We start from the raw sequence: 13,973 nt of genomic DNA, 5'->3' as shown, positions 1-13,973 counted from the left end.
TATAGCGCAGAAACGCAAAAAGGCCATCCTTACGGATGGCCTTTTCACTTATTTGATGCCTGGCAGTTCCCTACTCTCACATGGGGAGACCCCACACTACCATCGGCGCTACGGCGTTTCACTTCTGAGTTCGGCATGGGGTCAGGTGGGACCACCGCGCTAAAGCCGCCAGGCAAATTCTGTTATCTGTATCAGGCTGAAAATCGTCTCTCTCACGCCAAAACAGCTTCGGCGTTGTAAGGTTAAGCCTCACGGTTCATTAGTATCGGTTAGCTCAACGCATCGCTGCGCTTACACACCCGACCTATCAACGTCATAGTCTTTAACGTTCCTTCAGGAGACTTAAAGTCTCAGGGAGAACTCATCTCGGGGCAAGTTTCGTGCTTAGATGCTTTCAGCACTTATCTCTTCCGCATTTAGCTACCGGGCAGTGCCATTGGCATGACAACCCGAACACCAGTGATGCGTCCACTCCGGTCCTCTCGTACTAGGAGCAGCCCCCCTCAATTCTCCAGCGCCCACGGCAGATAGGGACCGAACTGTCTCACGACGTTCTAAACCCAGCTCGCGTACCACTTTAAATGGCGAACAGCCATACCCTTGGGACCTACTTCAGCCCCAGGATGTGATGAGCCGACATCGAGGTGCCAAACACCGCCGTCGATATGAACTCTTGGGCGGTATCAGCCTGTTATCCCCGGAGTACCTTTTATCCGTTGAGCGATGGCCCTTCCATTCAGAACCACCGGATCACTATGACCTGCTTTCGCACCTGCTCGAGCCGTCACTCTCGCAGTCAAGCTAGCTTATGCCATTGCACTAACCTCCTGATGTCCGACCAGGATTAGCTAACCTTCGTGCTCCTCCGTTACTCTTTGGGAGGAGACCGCCCCAGTCAAACTACCCACCAGACACTGTCCGCAACCCGGATTACGGGTCTACGTTAGAACACCAGCCATTAAAGGGTGGTATTTCAAGGTCGGCTCCACGCAGACTGGCGTCCACGCTTCAAAGCCTCCCACCTATCCTACACATCAAGGACCAGTGTTCAGTGTCAAGCTATAGTAAAGGTTCACGGGGTCTTTCCGTCTTGCCGCGGGTACACTGCATCTTCACAGCGAGTTCAATTTCACTGAGTCTCGGGTGGAGACAGCCTGGCCATCATTACGCCATTCGTGCAGGTCGGAACTTACCCGACAAGGAATTTCGCTACCTTAGGACCGTTATAGTTACGGCCGCCGTTTACCGGGGCTTCGATCAAGAGCTTCGCGTTGCCGCTAACCCCATCAATTAACCTTCCGGCACCGGGCAGGCGTCACACCGTATACGTCCACTTTCGTGTTTGCACAGTGCTGTGTTTTTAATAAACAGTTGCAGCCAGCTGGTATCTTCGACTGATTTCAGCTCCACCCGCAGGGGCTTCACCTACATATCAGCGTGCCTTCTCCCGAAGTTACGGCACCATTTTGCCTAGTTCCTTCACCCGAGTTCTCTCAAGCGCCTTGGTATTCTCTACCTGACCACCTGTGTCGGTTTGGGGTACGATTTCGTGTTACCTGATGCTTAGAGGCTTTTCCTGGAAGCAGGGCATTTGTTACTTCAGCACCGTAGTGCCTCGTCATCACACCTCAGCGTTAAAAAGGTACCGGATTTACCTGGAACCTCCGCCTACATGCTTAAACCGGGACAACCGTCGCCCGGCTAACATAGCCTTCTCCGTCCCCCCTTCGCAGTAACACCAAGTACAGGAATATTAACCTGTTTCCCATCGACTACGCCTTTCGGCCTCGCCTTAGGGGTCGACTCACCCTGCCCCGATTAACGTTGGACAGGAACCCTTGGTCTTCCGGCGAGCGGGCTTTTCACCCGCTTTATCGTTACTTATGTCAGCATTCGCACTTCTGATACCTCCAGCAACCCTCACAGGCCACCTTCAACGGCTTACAGAACGCTCCCCTACCCAACAACACATAGTGTCGCTGCCGCAGCTTCGGTGCATGGTTTAGCCCCGTTACATCTTCCGCGCAGGCCGACTCGACCAGTGAGCTATTACGCTTTCTTTAAATGATGGCTGCTTCTAAGCCAACATCCTGGCTGTCTGTGCCTTCCCACATCGTTTCCCACTTAACCATGACTTTGGGACCTTAGCTGGCGGTCTGGGTTGTTTCCCTCTTCACGACGGACGTTAGCACCCGCCGTGTGTCTCCCGTGATAACATTCTTCGGTATTCGTAGTTTGCATCGGGTTGGTAAGCCGGGATGGCCCCCTAGCCGAAACAGTGCTCTACCCCCGAAGATGAGTTCACGAGGCGCTACCTAAATAGCTTTCGGGGAGAACCAGCTATCTCCCGGTTTGATTGGCCTTTCACCCCCAGCCACAGGTCATCCGCTAATTTTTCAACATTAGTCGGTTCGGTCCTCCAGTTAGTGTTACCCAACCTTCAACCTGCCCATGGCTAGATCACCGGGTTTCGGGTCTATACCCTGCAACTTAACGCCCAGTTAAGACTCGGTTTCCCTTCGGCTCCCCTATTCGGTTAACCTTGCTACAGAATATAAGTCGCTGACCCATTATACAAAAGGTACGCAGTCACCTAACAAGTAGGCTCCCACTGCTTGTACGTACACGGTTTCAGGTTCTTTTTCACTCCCCTCGCCGGGGTTCTTTTCGCCTTTCCCTCACGGTACTGGTTCACTATCGGTCAGTCAGGAGTATTTAGCCTTGGAGGATGGTCCCCCCATATTCAGACAGGATACCACGTGTCCCGCCCTACTCTTCGAGTTCACAACCTGTGCATTTTCGTGTACGGGACTATCACCCTGTACCGTCGGACTTTCCAGACCGTTCCACTAACACACAAGCTGATTCAGACTCCGGGCTGCTCCCCGTTCGCTCGCCGCTACTGGGGGAATCTCGGTTGATTTCTTTTCCTCGGGGTACTTAGATGTTTCAGTTCCCCCGGTTCGCCTCGTTAACCTATGTATTCAGTTAACGATAGTGTGTCGAAACACACTGGGTTTCCCCATTCGGACATCGCCGGGTCAAAGGTTCATATCACCTCGCCGGCGCTTTTCGCAGATTAGCACGTCCTTCATCGCCTCTGACTGCCAGGGCATCCACCGTGTACGCTTAGTCGCTTAACCTCACAACCCGAAGATGTTTCTTTCGATTCATCATCGGTTTGCGAAAATTTGAGAGACTCGAACACACATAATATGTGTGTCGTTTCAATTTTCAGCTTGATCCAGATTTTTAAAGAGCAAAACTTCGCAGTGCACCTTTTCAGGTTCACTCTGAAGTTTTCTTGTGTTCGCAGTAAAAGATGGTGGAGCTATGCGGGATCGAACCGCAGACCTCCTGCGTGCAAAGCAGGCGCTCTCCCAGCTGAGCTATAGCCCCATCGTTTTGCCAACCTCTGTACCGGTAATTTTTGTTGAGGCAACGCGTGGTGACACGAAGCATACTTAAGTATGTGAGTGTCGCCGCAACGCAGCATCAGCAAAAATTTGGTAGGCCTGAGTGGACTTGAACCACCGACCTCACCCTTATCAGGGGTGCGCTCTAACCACCTGAGCTACAAGCCTGCAGAGATTTTTACTGCTGTTTTTTCATCAGACAATCTGTGTGAGCACTGCAAAGGCAGGTTCTTTAAGGTAAGGAGGTGATCCAACCGCAGGTTCCCCTACGGTTACCTTGTTACGACTTCACCCCAGTCATGAATCACAAAGTGGTAAGCGCCCTCCCGAAGGTTAAGCTACCTACTTCTTTTGCAACCCACTCCCATGGTGTGACGGGCGGTGTGTACAAGGCCCGGGAACGTATTCACCGTAGCATTCTGATCTACGATTACTAGCGATTCCGACTTCATGGAGTCGAGTTGCAGACTCCAATCCGGACTACGACGCACTTTATGAGGTCCGCTTGCTCTCGCGAGGTCGCTTCTCTTTGTATGCGCCATTGTAGCACGTGTGTAGCCCTACTCGTAAGGGCCATGATGACTTGACGTCATCCCCACCTTCCTCCAGTTTATCACTGGCAGTCTCCTTTGAGTTCCCGGCCGGACCGCTGGCAACAAAGGATAAGGGTTGCGCTCGTTGCGGGACTTAACCCAACATTTCACAACACGAGCTGACGACAGCCATGCAGCACCTGTCTCAGAGTTCCCGAAGGCACCAATCCATCTCTGGAAAGTTCTCTGGATGTCAAGAGTAGGTAAGGTTCTTCGCGTTGCATCGAATTAAACCACATGCTCCACCGCTTGTGCGGGCCCCCGTCAATTCATTTGAGTTTTAACCTTGCGGCCGTACTCCCCAGGCGGTCGACTTAACGCGTTAGCTCCGGAAGCCACGCCTCAAGGGCACAACCTCCAAGTCGACATCGTTTACGGCGTGGACTACCAGGGTATCTAATCCTGTTTGCTCCCCACGCTTTCGCACCTGAGCGTCAGTCTTTGTCCAGGGGGCCGCCTTCGCCACCGGTATTCCTCCAGATCTCTACGCATTTCACCGCTACACCTGGAATTCTACCCCCCTCTACAAGACTCTAGCCTGCCAGTTTCGAATGCAGTTCCCAGGTTGAGCCCGGGGATTTCACATCCGACTTGACAGACCGCCTGCGTGCGCTTTACGCCCAGTAATTCCGATTAACGCTTGCACCCTCCGTATTACCGCGGCTGCTGGCACGGAGTTAGCCGGTGCTTCTTCTGCGGGTAACGTCAATTGCTGTGGTTATTAACCACAACACCTTCCTCCCCGCTGAAAGTACTTTACAACCCGAAGGCCTTCTTCATACACGCGGCATGGCTGCATCAGGCTTGCGCCCATTGTGCAATATTCCCCACTGCTGCCTCCCGTAGGAGTCTGGACCGTGTCTCAGTTCCAGTGTGGCTGGTCATCCTCTCAGACCAGCTAGGGATCGTCGCCTAGGTGAGCCGTTACCCCACCTACTAGCTAATCCCATCTGGGCACATCTGATGGCAAGAGGCCCGAAGGTCCCCCTCTTTGGTCTTGCGACGTTACGCGGTATTAGCTACCGTTTCCAGTAGTTATCCCCCTCCATCAGGCAGTTTCCCAGACATTACTCACCCGTCCGCCACTCGTCACCCGAGAGCAAGCTCTCTGTGCTACCGTTCGACTTGCATGTGTTAGGCCTGCCGCCAGCGTTCAATCTGAGCCATGATCAAACTCTTCAATTTAAGTTTGATGCTCGTGAATTAAACTTCGTAATGAATTACGTATGTTCACTCAGAGACTTGGTATTCATTTTTCGTCTTGCGACGTTAAGAATCCATGTCACTTTGAGTGCCCACACAGATTGTCTGATAAATTGTTAAAGAGCAGTGCCGCTTCGTTTTCGCTGCGGCGCGGGGTGTGCATATTACGCTTTCCCGCTTCAGAGTCAAGCGTTTATTTTGCTTTTCTCTGCTGGCCCGGCGGCGTGTGTGCCGTTGTTCCGTGTCAGTGGAGGCGCATTATAGGGAGTTATTTCACAGTGACAAGCACAAAATACAAAAAACTTTTCGTTCGCTCACTTTTCAAACTTAACGCTTATTTAAGTCGCGAATCGTCCGTTAAATGTGCGATTTCCCGCGCAAAACTGGCCACCTGCGACCAGTCGGTATAAACCACTTCTTTACGGGTATCGGTTTCACCACCGGTCATTTTCATAATCAGGCGGATCATGAAACGGTCATACCAACGGTATCGAGGGTAACGCAGCGCACCAGCAAAAACCGCGCACAGGTCTGGCTGCCACGGTGAGCTGAGTAAAAACTTGCGCGTATAGCTGTTGGTCTGCGGCGTACGCTTCTCGGCTTTACGCGCAACCAGATTGACCGAGTAAAACGCGCCGGGCAATTTGTTGAGCACCGCCGTGTGCTTTTTCACAAAGCGATCCAGCGCTGGATGGAAATGCCCGTAACGAATAGAGGCGCCAATCACCACGCGATCGTACTCCTGCCAGGTGATCTGCTCCGCGCGATTCAGGTTCACCACATCCGAGTAAATACCCAGTTCTTTTAATTCCGACGCCAGATACGCGGCAATCTCACGTGTTTGTCCGTCTCGCGTAGAGAAAAGAATCAGTGTTTTCATCAACGGCTCCTTATTCGCGCCAGAATGTTGGGGTGAAGAGCACCAGCAGCGTAAAGACCTCAAGACGGCCAAACAGCATATTAGCAATGAGGATCCATTTCGCGACCGGGTTCATACTGGCAAAGTTATCCGCCACGACCCCCAGGCCTGGCCCGAGGTTATTCAATGTTGCGACGACGGACGCAAAGGCGGAGAAATCATCCACCCCCGTCGCGATGATCGCCAGCATACTGACGATAAAGACCAGCGCATACGCCGAGAAAAAGCCCCATACGGCTTCGAGAATACGTTCCGGCAGCGCGCGGTTCCCCAGTTTTATGCTGTAGACCGCGTTCGGGTGGACCAGTCGTTTCAGCTCACGGTTGCCCTGCTTGAACAGCAGCAGAATACGAATCACCTTCAGACCACCGCCCGTCGACCCGGCGCAGCCGCCAATAAACGCAGAGCACAGCAGGAGTACCGGCAGGAACAGCGGCCAGCGCGCAATACTGTCCGTGGTAAATCCGGCGGTCGTCGCCATTGATACCACCTGGAAGAACGCCTGGTTTAGGGTTGTCAGCGCGGAGTTGTAAACATCATGGAACCACAGCACCAGGGTACAGATGACGACCAGCGTAAGCTGGACACCAATGAACATGCGGAACTCAGGGTCGCGCCAGTACACCTTCAGGCTTCGCCCGCTCAGTAAAGAGAAGTGCAGGCCATAGTTACAGCCAGAAATCAGCAGGAAAATCGCAATGATGGTGTTGATCGTTGGGCTATCGAAGTAGCCTACGCTGGCATCGTGGGTGGAGAACCCGCCGATAGCGATTGTCGCAAAGCTGTGTCCGATGGCATCAAAAGCAGGCATCCCGGCAAACCAGAGCGCCAGCGCACAGGCCACCGTCAGCAGGACATAAATCAGCCACAGGGTTTTCGCCGTCTCGGCAATACGCGGGCGCATCTTGTTATCTTTCAGCGGCCCGGGCATTTCAGCCCTGTACAACTGCATCCCACCGACGCCCAGAATGGGCAGAATAGCTACCGCCAGGACGATGATCCCCATACCGCCGAACCACTGCAGCATCTGGCGATAAAAGAGGATGGCGTGGGGTAATGAATCCAGACCCACCAGCGTCGTCGCCCCGGTGGTCGTTAACCCCGAGAACGATTCAAAAAAGGCATCCGTGATGCTCAGGTTAGGTTGCTCGGAGAAGATAAAGGGCAGCGAACCCACGCTCCCCAGCACCGTCCAGAACAGCACCACGATCAGAAAGCCTTCGCGGGATTTCAGCTCACCTTTCTGACGACGATTCGGCCACCACAGCAGCGAGCCAATCGCCAGTGCGACAAAAAAGGTCTGGGTAAATGCCCGCCCCGCGCCGTCCCGGTAGATAAGCGCCACCAGTCCTGGGAGAATCATCGTCCCGGAAAAAAGTATGACCAGCAGTCCAACGATTCGGGTTATGGCACGAAAATGCATCTCTGCCGCTTCCTTTGGTATTCAAAAAAGTAAGGTGGGGATTATTCTTCAATCGGCAGTAATTGCAACGAACCGCGACTAAAATCTGCCAGTTTTGCTGAAAAAGCAGCCAGCTCCGCCTGAGGAAGCGCCACGCGTAATTGCACCATCGCCTGAAAGTCACTGTGCGCGATAACGCCGTTAAACTGTTTCAGCAACGCTTCGATGCCGGATAATTGGGCGTAATCGCACAATAGAGTATATTCGGTGAGCGGCGTTTTGCGGGTGGTCGTCAATATATTCAGTGCCTGCTGAACGCCACCGCCATAGGCTTTCACCAGCCCGCCCGTGCCTAACAAGATGCCGCCGTAGTAACGCACCACCACGGCGGTAATTTCACCCACGCCGCTGCCCATCAGCTGCGAGAGCATGGGTTTACCGGCGGTTCCCGCGGGTTCACCGTCATCGGAAAAGCCAAGCTGTTGCGAATCGTCCGGGGGCCCTGCCACCCACGCCACACAGTGGTGACGTGCGTCAGGATGCTCAGCCCGGACAGACTCAACAAATGCCTTTGCCGCTTCAACGCCGTCGGTGTGTGCCAGCAGCGTAATAAAGCGGCTTTTCTTGATTTCCTCAACAAAGGTGACCGGTTCAGCCGGTATCAGCCAGCTTTCCATCAGGCCAGCTTCAGGTCTCGCGTCATATTCTCGATACCGTTCTCGTGAATCACCACGTTATCTTCGATACGAATACCGCCAAACGGTTTCAGTGCGTCAATTTTTTCCCAGTTGAAGTGTTTGCTGAACTGACCTTCACGCCATGGCGCCAGCAGGGATTCAATAAAGTAGATCCCCGGTTCAATCGTCAACACCATACGCGGCTCAAGAATACGGGTGCAGCGCAGGTAAGGATATTTAGACGGTGCCGCAAGATGCGTACCGGTATCATCCTGCATAAAGCCAGCGACGTCATGAACCTGCAGGCCCAGCGGGTGACCAATACCGTGCGGCATGAATGGCCCGGTGAGATCGTTCTCGACCATTGCCTCTTCGCTCATGTCTTTCACAATCTGATGCTTACGCAGCAGCTTCGCGATGCGCTGATGGAACTGAACGTGATAATCCACGTAGCTGGTACCGGCTTTCATGGTACCAATAAGCGCCAGTTGCTCATCGTTCACGTCTTTAATCAGCTGCGCGAAATCGGTGTCAGCATTAGCCGCCCAGGTACGGGTCAGGTCAGCCGCATAACCGTTGTACTCAGCGCCGGCATCAAGCAGGAAGCTGCGCATTTCCGACGGAACCTGATGGTCCAGTTTGGTGTAGTGAAGAACAGAAGCATGCTCATTCAGCGCGACAATATTGCTGTATGGCACGTCGGTATCACGGTGGCCGGTCGCGGTCAGGTACGCCTGGTTGATATCGAATTCGCTCATGCCGGACTGGAACGCCTCGTGTGCGGCACGATGGCCATTCACCGCCGTTTTTTGCGCTTCACGCATGCAGTAAAGTTCGTAATCGGTTTTGTACGCACGGTAGTAATGCAGGAAGTCCAGCACCCCTTTCGGGTTGAGTTTGTCCGCGGGAATATCCAGACCCAATGCACGCTCCGGAACCGGGCCAATATAGGCGATATTGCCGCGTGCAGCAGGTAGCTGGCTGCCAATGCCGTCCGCTTTTGGCAGCGCAATCACGTCAATTTCTTCCGTCCAGAAAGAGGTCGGCAGCGGTTCCACGTTGTGCCAGTAATCGACCGGCAGGTAGAACCACAGTTTCGGCTTGTTCACGCCATCCACCAGCAACCAGCAGTTAGGAACCTGAGTAACAGGCACCCAGGCTTTAAACTGCGGGTTAACCTTGAACGGATAGGCATGGTCATCAAGAAATGTGTTTATCAGCTCGCCGGAATGGATAAGCAGGGCATCCAGTTTGAAGCGGGCCAGTACATCGCGGGTACGTTCCTGTAGGGTAACGATATGATTTTTATAAAGCGAAGCCAGTGAGTCCATCATTCTTCCTTTCGTTTTTTTGACCTCAAGTCATCGCATCTTAGCACACCTCACTCCGGCTGCGTGATTTCCACCGACCGTGATCAATGCAGCAATTTCTTAATGAGTAATTTGCATTTTATTAACATAAATCCCACACTCCGTTTCATCTGGTATGACCAGATCCAATTGCTGGATTCAGGAGACTGACATGCTCTACAAAGGCGACACCCTGTACCTCAACTGGCTGGAAGATGGCATTGCCGAACTGGTGTTCGATGCCCCCGGCTCAGTGAACAAGCTTGATACCGCGACCGTGGCCAGTCTTGGCCAGGCGTTGGAAGTACTTGAAAAGCAAACTGAATTAAAAGGGCTGCTGCTGCGCTCAAACAAAGCAGCCTTTATTGTCGGTGCCGATATCACCGAATTCCTTTCCCTGTTCCAGGTTCCTGAAGAACAGTTGAGCCAGTGGCTGCACTTTGCTAACAGCGTCTTTAACCGTCTGGAAGACCTGCCTGTTCCGACTATTTCCGCCGTTAATGGTTACGCATTAGGCGGTGGCTGCGAATGCGTGCTGGCAACCGACTACCGTCTGGCCACGCCGGATCTGCGTATCGGCCTGCCGGAAACCAAACTGGGGATCATGCCTGGCTTTGGCGGATCCGTCCGTATGCCGCGCATGCTGGGTGCTGACAGCGCGCTGGAGATCATCGCCGCCGGTAAAGATGTCGGCGCGGAACAGGCGCAGAAAATCGGCCTGGTGGACGGCGTGGTTAAGCCAGAAAAACTGGTTGAAGGCGCTCTGGCTATTCTGCGTCAGGCCATTAATGGCGATCTCGACTGGAAAGCCAAACGCCAGCCGAAGCTTGAGCCGTTAAAACTCAGCAAGATAGAAGCCACCATGAGCTTCACCATCGCCAAAGGCATGGTGATGCAGACGGCGGGTAAACACTACCCGGCGCCGATCACGGCAGTGAAAACCATTGAAGCGGCCGCCCGTCTGGGCCGTGACGAAGCCCTGAAACTGGAAAATCAGAGCTTCGTCCCGCTGGCGCACACCAACGAAGCCCGCGCGCTGGTTGGCATCTTCCTGAACGATCAGTTCGTGAAAGGCAAAGCTAAACAGCTGACCAAAAACGTTGAGACCCCAAAACACGCGGCGGTACTCGGGGCGGGCATTATGGGTGGCGGCATCGCCTACCAGTCAGCCTGGAAAGGCGTGCCGGTAGTGATGAAAGACATTAACGAGAAATCCCTGACGCTGGGCATGACCGAAGCGGCCAAGTTGCTGAATAAACAGCTGGAGCGCGGCAAAATTGACGGGCTGAAGCTCGCGGGCGTGATCTCTACCATTCAGCCTGTGCTGGAATACAGCGGTTTTGATCGTGTGGACGTGGTCGTTGAGGCGGTCGTAGAGAACCCGAAAGTCAAAAAAGCGGTGCTGGCGGAAACGGAAGACAAAGTTCGTCCGGATACCGTACTGGCCTCTAATACCTCGACTATTCCGATTAGCGAACTGGCGAGCGTACTGAAGCGTCCGGAAAACTTCTGCGGAATGCACTTCTTCAACCCGGTACACCGTATGCCGCTGGTCGAAGTGATCCGAGGGGAAAAAACCTCTGACGAAACCATCGCCAAAGTGGTGGCGTGGGCAAGCAAGATGGGCAAAACGCCGATCGTTGTTAACGACTGCCCGGGCTTCTTCGTCAACCGCGTACTGTTCCCTTACTTCGCCGGTTTCAGCCAGCTGCTGCGAGATGGGGCAGACTTCCGCAAAATCGACAAAGTGATGGAAAAACAGTTCGGCTGGCCGATGGGCCCGGCGTATCTGCTGGACGTGGTCGGTATTGATACCGCCCATCACGCCCAGGCGGTGATGGCGGCAGGCTTCCCGCAGCGCATGCAGAAAGATTATCGCGACGCGATTGACGCCCTGTTCGACGCTAACCGCTTCGGTCAGAAAAACGGCCTGGGCTTCTGGCGCTATAAAGAAGACAGCAAAGGCAAACCGAAGAAAGAAGAGGATGCGGCGGTGGATGGCCTGCTGGCCGACGTATGCCAGCCAAAACGCGACTTCACCGACGATGAGATCATCGCCCGCATGATGATCCCGATGATCAACGAAGTGGTGCGTTGCCTGGAAGAAGGCATTATCGCCAGCCCGGCCGAAGCGGATATGGCGCTGGTATACGGCCTGGGCTTCCCTCCGTTCCACGGCGGCGCGTTCCGCTGGCTGGACACCATCGGCAGCGCCCGCTATCTCGATATGGCTCAGCAGTATCAGCACCTCGGCCCGCTCTATGAAGTGCCTGAAGGGCTGCGCAACAAAGCGCGCCATAACGAACCCTATTACCCAGTAGTTGAGCCAGCCCGTCCGGTTGGCGAGCTGAAAACGGCTTAAGGAGTCACAATGGAAAAGGTTGTCATTGTTGATGCGATTCGCACCCCGATGGGCCGTTCAAAAGGCGGCGCATTCCGTAACGTGCGCGCGGAAGACCTCTCCGCACACCTGATGCGTAGCCTGCTGGCGCGTAATCCGGCGTTGGACCCCGCCGCGCTCGACGATATCTACTGGGGCTGCGTGCAGCAGACCCTGGAGCAGGGCTTCAATATCGCGCGTAATGCGTCACTGCTGGCGGAGATCCCGCATTCGGTTCCGGCCGTCACCGTTAACCGTCTGTGCGGTTCGTCCATGCAGGCGCTGCACGATGCGGCACGTATGATCATGACCGGCGATGCTCAGGCCTGCCTGGTGGGCGGTGTGGAGCATATGGGGCACGTCCCGATGAGCCACGGCGTCGATTTCCATCCGGGGATGAGCCGTAACGTGGCAAAAGCTGCGGGAATGATGGGTCTCACCGCGGAGATGCTCTCCCGCCTGCACGGCATTAGCCGTGAAATGCAGGATGCGTTTGCCGCACGTTCCCATGCCCGCGCCTGGGCTGCCACGCAGTCCGGCGCATTTAAAAACGAGATCATCCCTACCGGCGGTCACGATGCGGACGGCGTTCTGAAGCAGTTCAGCTACGACGAAGTGATCCGCCCGGAAACAACGGTGGAAGCACTTTCTACGTTGCGTCCGGCATTTGATCCGGTCACCGGTACGGTCACGGCAGGTACCTCGTCGGCGCTGTCCGACGGAGCAGCGGCGATGCTGGTGATGAGCGAAAGCCGCGCCCGTGAGCTGGGGTTAACCCCACGCGCTCGGGTACGTTCGATGGCTGTCGTGGGCTGCGATCCTTCAATCATGGGTTACGGCCCGGTTCCGGCCTCGAAGCTGGCGCTGAAAAAAGCGGGACTAACCGCCAGCGACATCGATCTGTTCGAGATGAACGAAGCCTTCGCCGCGCAGATCCTGCCGTGCATTAAAGATCTGGGGCTGATGGAACAGATCGACGAGAAAATTAACCTCAACGGCGGCGCGATCGCCCTCGGCCACCCACTCGGTTGCTCCGGGGCGCGTATCAGCACGACGCTGATTAATCTGATGGAGCGCAAAGATGCCCAGTTCGGACTGGCAACAATGTGCATCGGGTTGGGTCAGGGTATCGCGACGGTGTTTGAGAGAGTGTAAGGCTATAACGTAGGCCCGATAAGCATTGCGCCATCGGGCTTTTGCCGGGAGGCGCTGCGCTTTCCCGGCCTACGAGAGATAACTCATCGCCACTGGCGTCATTGGCGAAGAGAGAGAGTTTAGTTGCCGTTCTTCCCGCCTGTCAGGGGCGGGTTTTTTATTTAGATGAAGGCAAACGCATCACCAAACAGGCGATCTTCACGCGCGTCACGTTCGTTACAGAACAGGTCCCGGGCGATTTTCGCCATCTCGAAACGACCTGCGATATAGATATCGTGTCCTGCCAGCGTGCCGTGATCCTGCAATACCGCCGTCAGCACGGTACCGCTACGCCCACGCCAGCCCTCTTCCGGCTGCTCAACCACCGGCTCAATGCGCAGGTTAGGATGGGTTACGCTCAGCGCTTCCAGCTCAGACAGGTCATACAGATGTTTCTCTTCGCGGCCACCCCAGTAAATGGTGATGTCACGGTCCGGGTTACGTGCCAGAGCGGTCAACAGAATAGAGCGCACATAAGAGAATCCCGTACCGCCAGCGATCAGGATCAGCGGACGATCTTCGTCATCGCGCAGCCACGCTTCGCCGTGAGGGATGTCGACCACAATCTCACGTTCTTTCAGGATGCGGTCCATAACGGCCATCGCGTACAGGTTAAGCTCAGACGCACCAATATGCAGCTCAATAAATTCTTTCTCTGCTGGCGTAGAGGCCATAGAGAAAGGACGCTTATCACGCTCATCCATCACTACCATTAAGTACTGACCAGCGCGGAAAGAGAATGCCGCTTCTGGCACTAAACGGACGCGATATACGGTGTCGGTGATGGCATCTACCGAGGTCACTTTACAGCTTAAGGTTGTCATTCGCTCTCTCTGTCGT

Annotated in this window: 7 protein-coding genes, 2 tRNA genes and 3 rRNA genes; 2 read left to right on the top strand and 10 right to left on the bottom strand. The window is 54.6% G+C overall.

Translation table 11 applies throughout. The features are described 5' to 3' along the window. Positions 1 to 57: 57 nt before the first annotated feature. From rrf to pepQ, 9 genes are all read right to left on the bottom strand, one after another. Positions 58 to 173, bottom strand: a 5S ribosomal RNA gene (gene rrf / locus O1723_RS01115). Between the two features lie 65 nt (positions 174 to 238). Continuing rightward, positions 239 to 3,143: ribosomal RNA gene (locus tag O1723_RS01110) — 23S ribosomal RNA — on the bottom strand. 180 nt (positions 3,144 to 3,323) lie between these two features. Then, a tRNA-Ala gene (locus O1723_RS01105) sits at positions 3,324 to 3,399 on the bottom strand. A gap of 108 nt (positions 3,400 to 3,507) precedes the next feature. Continuing rightward, positions 3,508 to 3,584, bottom strand: a tRNA-Ile gene (locus O1723_RS01100). A 70-nt stretch (positions 3,585 to 3,654) separates the two neighbouring features. After that, positions 3,655 to 5,194, bottom strand: a 16S ribosomal RNA gene (locus tag O1723_RS01095). The 16S, 23S and 5S rRNA genes sit together here with 2 tRNA genes alongside, the layout of an rRNA operon. A 352-nt stretch (positions 5,195 to 5,546) precedes the next feature. Continuing rightward, positions 5,547 to 6,092 (bottom strand): menaquinone-dependent protoporphyrinogen IX dehydrogenase, encoded by a 546-nt coding sequence (hemG, locus tag O1723_RS01090; RefSeq protein WP_014885610.1) that lies wholly within the window; start codon positions 6,090 to 6,092, stop codon positions 5,547 to 5,549. A gap of 10 nt (positions 6,093 to 6,102) precedes the next feature. Beyond that, positions 6,103 to 7,554 (bottom strand): Trk system potassium transporter TrkH, encoded by a 1,452-nt coding sequence (gene trkH / locus O1723_RS01085; protein ID WP_013099227.1) that lies wholly within the window; start codon positions 7,552 to 7,554, stop codon positions 6,103 to 6,105. A gap of 41 nt (positions 7,555 to 7,595) precedes the next feature. Further along, positions 7,596 to 8,210 carry an IMPACT family protein gene (locus tag O1723_RS01080; protein ID WP_014885611.1) on the bottom strand — a complete coding sequence of 205 codons (615 nt, stop codon included), beginning with the start codon at positions 8,208 to 8,210 and terminating at the stop codon, positions 7,596 to 7,598. After that, a complete protein-coding gene (gene pepQ / locus O1723_RS01075) occupies positions 8,210 to 9,541 on the bottom strand; it encodes a Xaa-Pro dipeptidase (protein WP_014885612.1) in 1,332 nt (443 codons plus the stop codon). The genes O1723_RS01080 and pepQ overlap by 1 nt, the downstream gene beginning before the upstream one ends. Positions 9,542 to 9,731: 190 nt before the next feature. Between pepQ and fadB the strand changes: the two genes are divergently transcribed. Then, entirely contained in the window at positions 9,732 to 11,921 is a 2,190-nt protein-coding gene (gene fadB, locus O1723_RS01070) for a fatty acid oxidation complex subunit alpha FadB (protein WP_014885613.1), read from the top strand. Between the two features lie 9 nt (positions 11,922 to 11,930). Next, positions 11,931 to 13,094: an acetyl-CoA C-acyltransferase FadA gene (gene fadA, locus O1723_RS01065; RefSeq protein ID WP_008501515.1), complete on the top strand. Its 1,164-nt coding sequence runs from the start codon at positions 11,931 to 11,933 to the stop codon at positions 13,092 to 13,094. Between the two features lie 161 nt (positions 13,095 to 13,255). Here fadA and fre read toward each other — a convergent pair whose 3' ends face one another. Then, positions 13,256 to 13,957, bottom strand: coding sequence for an NAD(P)H-flavin reductase (gene fre, locus O1723_RS01060; RefSeq protein ID WP_014885614.1), 702 nt, complete (start codon positions 13,955 to 13,957; stop codon positions 13,256 to 13,258). Between the last annotated feature and the right edge of the window lie 16 nt (positions 13,958 to 13,973).

It is taken from the genome of Enterobacter cloacae complex sp. HYC080_NIDB, assembly GCF_056673325.1.
This window is presented reverse-complemented; position numbering and strand designations above follow the sequence as displayed.

Bases quoted from the DNA above. Each gene is read 5' to 3' on its own strand.
- hemG (WP_014885610.1), bottom strand. From the start codon at position 6,092: ATGAAAACACTGATTCTTTTCTCTACGCGAGACGGACAAACACGTGAG.
- trkH (WP_013099227.1), bottom strand. From the start codon at position 7,554: ATGCATTTTCGTGCCATAACCCGAATCGTTGGACTGCTGGTCATACTT.
- O1723_RS01080 (WP_014885611.1), bottom strand. From the start codon at position 8,210: ATGGAAAGCTGGCTGATACCGGCTGAACCGGTCACCTTTGTTGAGGAA.
- pepQ (WP_014885612.1), bottom strand. From the start codon at position 9,541: ATGGACTCACTGGCTTCGCTTTATAAAAATCATATCGTTACCCTACAG.
- fadB (WP_014885613.1), top strand. From the start codon at position 9,732: ATGCTCTACAAAGGCGACACCCTGTACCTCAACTGGCTGGAAGATGGC.
- fadA (WP_008501515.1), top strand. From the start codon at position 11,931: ATGGAAAAGGTTGTCATTGTTGATGCGATTCGCACCCCGATGGGCCGT.
- fre (WP_014885614.1), bottom strand. From the start codon at position 13,957: ATGACAACCTTAAGCTGTAAAGTGACCTCGGTAGATGCCATCACCGAC.